The sequence below is a fragment of the Anaerolineae bacterium genome, assembly GCA_014360855.1.
GTDB lineage: Bacteria > Chloroflexota > Anaerolineae > JACIWP01 > JACIWP01 > JACIWP01.
In genome coordinates this window covers 1-3,321 of the sequence record JACIWP010000311.1, presented here as the reverse complement: position 1 = coordinate 3,321, position 3,321 = coordinate 1, and the positions used below count along the sequence as shown (strand labels likewise).

Below are 3,321 nucleotides of genomic sequence, written 5' to 3'. Positions count from 1 at the left end.
AGACGAAGGTGGGGCCTTTTGATGCGGTCATCCCCCGCATCAAGGGCTCCGCCTATATCACCGGATTTCATACCTTCGTGGTGGACCCGGAAGATCCGCTGGGCGAGGGCTTCTTGCTGACATGAGGAGCCGGACAGATGTATCAGCTTCTTGGTCAAAAATAACTCACTTGCGCAAACCCTTAAAATGTATTATATTACGGACGTACCCGTTCCCTTACAGTCTGCTCCGTAGCCTTTGGCCCCAGTCTGCGAAGGTCTTTGCTCGTTAGAAAGGAGGTGATGGAGCGAGAGAGCTTCGATTGAAGAGACGGCAGAAGTCCATTCCCCTGTCCGAACTGCGTCGTTGTGCCTCTTTGGCACGCCATGAACGTATCCCAAAATGGAGAGGAGGGAAGCGATGGAAATCATCAAGCGGCAACCCCGGAAGGAGGCTCATCCGTACATTCCGGAGTTGAAGGAGCTGTATCGGCAGGGACGTATCACGCGCAAGGAATTCCTGCGCAACGCGACACTGCTGGGCATGTCGTTCGCGGCGGCCTCTGCGTTCCTGGCCTCCTGCGCCCCGAAGCCCACCGAGGCACCCACCCCCGCCCTGCCCACGGCGACACCAGTGCCTCCCCGGCCACGCCGGTGCCTTCCACGGCGACGCCAGTACCCCCGACGGCGACGCCGGCCCCGACGGCTGCGCCGGCCGCCGGCCCCAAGCGCGGTGGTGTCCTGCGCATCTCTGGTCCCGTCCATAAGATCACCAATCCGGCGCAGTACTCCTGGGTGGTGCCGTCCAACCAGACGCGCATGATCTGTGAGTACCTGACGTACACGGACAAGGACAACATCACCCATCCGTACCTGCTGGAGAAGTGGGAGGCCAGCGAGGATCTGCTGACCTGGACGCTGTATCTGCGCAAGAACGTGACGTGGAACAACGGGGACAAGTTCACGGCGGACGATGTGATATTCACGATGAACCAGTGGCTGGACCCGGATATAGGTTCGTCCATGCTGGGGTTGATGTCGTACGTGACGCCGGAGGACATCGAGAAGGTGGACGACTACACGGTGCGGCTGCATCTGAGCCGGCCGGAGATCGCGGTGCCGGAGCACCTGTTCCATTATCCGGCGCAGATACTGCATGCCAAGACGTTTGAGGGGGACATCATCAAGGCGCCGGTGGGGACGGGCCCATACCTGCTGGAGGAGTACGTGGCGGGGCAGGTGTTTCGGCTGAAGCGCCGGCCGGATTACTGGCAGACTGGTGCCGACGGCAAGCCTCTGCCCTATCTCGACGGCATGGTGTGGACCGACATGGGCACCGAAATGCAGCCCCAGATTGCGGCTCTGAAGTCGGGCGAGATCGACATGATTGACCAGGGCGATGCGGGCGGAGTGGAGGTTTTCCTGGGTCTCCGGGATGACCCGAATGTCCAACTGCTCCGCCTGACGACGGCTGTCACCCGCGTCCTGCGCATGCGCGTGGACATGGATCCGTGGACGGATGTGCGGGTGCGGCAGGCGCTGAAGCTGTGCCAGGATCGGAAAAAGATCCTCCAGCTCGCCTTCTTCGGCGAGGGTCTGGAGGGCCAGGACTGCCACGTGGCGCCGGTGCATCCGGAGTACTGCCCCATCGAGACGCCGAAGTACGATCCGGAGAAGGCGAAGGCCCTGCTGGCGGAGGCCGGCTATCCCGACGGGATTGACGTGGAGATAGCGGTGGGCGCCGACTGGCCGGAGGTGGTGACCTATGCGGAGACGCTGAAGGAGGATGCGGCGCCGGCGGGCATTCGGCTGAAGATCAACTCCATGCCGACCAGCCAGTACTGGGACCTGTGGACGGAGGTGCCGCTGGGCATCACGCCGTGGACGCACCGTCCGCTGGGCACGATGGTGCTGAACCTGGGATACACGGCCGATGCGCAGGGCAACCCGGTGCCGTGGAACGAGACCCGGTGGGTGGACGAGGAGTTTGTGGATCTGTTGAACAAGGCCAACGGGACGCTGGATGTGGAGGCGCGGCGCAAGATCATGTGCGACCTGGAGCGCATCCAGCAGGAGCGCGGTCCCATCGGCATCGCTTTCTGGATGAATGTCTGGATGGCACTGGGCAAGAAGGTGCGCAACGCCCAGCCGCATCCCACTTCCTACATGCTGTTCAACGAGGTGTGGCTGGAAGAGGCATAAGGCGCCGGCCGTTCCGCACGAAATATACCGCGCGGAGGATGGGAGAGTGGAGGAAACTCCCCACTCTCCCATTTATGTGTTTACCATTCGAAAAGGGGCTCCTGAGCGATGATTTGTTACGTGGATATCGAACATGAGGATGTGCTGAACGACCCGGCCAAGCGCGATGAGCACCTGGCATGGGCTATGGATGTCAAACTGCGGCTGGAAGAGCTGTCGCCGGCGCCCTGTCTGGTTCAGCATTATTCCCGCGTGACCCTGGAGCGGTTGAAGGCCTGGGGCGTTCGGGCCGTGATCATCAGCGGGAATGCCTCGGATTGGGAGCGCTATCCCGCCGGCGCCTTCGACGCCCTGTACGAACTCATTCGCGAGGCGGATTTCCCCATCCTGGGCATTTGCGGCGGCCATCAGCTCATCGCTATGGCGCACGGCGTGCCGACCGGCCCCATCCGCCTCCTGAGCGCCGGCGAGGAGGGTGAGGGCGGTTTCGGCGGCGCAAGATATTTCAAGGAATGGGGCTTTCTCCCTGTGGATGTTCTCCATCCCGACCCGTTGTTCGAGGGGCTGGGGGAACATCCCGTTTTCCTCGAGATACATTACTGGGAGGTCAAACAGGTTCCGGCGGACTTCGTGCTGTTGGCCTCTCGACCGACATGCCCGGTGCAGGCGATGAAGCATCGGGAAAAGCCGCTGTACGGCGTGCAGTTTCACCCGGAGGCGTTTATTCTCCCCCATCAGCGCTACCGCAGTCCTCTGGTGCGGATCGTGTACCCCGAGGGGTATGATCAGGCTCAGCCGGATGGGCAGGTCTTACTGCGGAATTTCCTGCGAATGGCCGGCGTAGCACCCTCGCTGTAGGCATAGCCAGGATGTGTTAGTTTTCTCACTATTGACAAATAGCGAAACTTGTGTTATGATAGTACACACATCGCCTTTTCAGCAGGTATGGACAAGTTTTGCCGTACATTTTTGAACCGACCCGTCATAGAACACAAGGGCACAATCACAACCTTCTACCTCGCTCTGCCCAGGGTGTCCTTTTGCGAGACTGCCGCTTGGAGGGAACAGTCTCGCAGGATTGGATACAGGACATTTCTCGTGTCCACAACGTCCACCGGGCTTATATCATGCATGTTACAGT

General features: G+C 60.7%; 3 protein-coding genes. All 3 read left to right on the top strand.

The window, feature by feature from the left end; genetic code table 11:
* Window positions 1-125, top strand: a 125-nt coding sequence (locus tag H5T60_13215) for a proline racemase family protein (protein ID MBC7243390.1), incomplete at its 5' end; no start/stop codon positions are given.
* Window positions 126-632: 507 nt separating this feature from the next.
* Window positions 633-2,180: an ABC transporter substrate-binding protein gene (locus tag H5T60_13210; GenBank protein MBC7243389.1), complete on the top strand. Its 1,548-nt coding sequence runs from the start codon at window positions 633-635 to the stop codon at window positions 2,178-2,180.
* 108 nt (window positions 2,181-2,288) lie between these two features.
* A complete protein-coding gene (locus H5T60_13205) occupies window positions 2,289-3,038 on the top strand; it encodes a gamma-glutamyl-gamma-aminobutyrate hydrolase family protein (GenBank protein ID MBC7243388.1) in 750 nt (249 codons plus the stop codon).
* The last annotated feature ends 283 nt before the right edge of the window (window positions 3,039-3,321 follow it).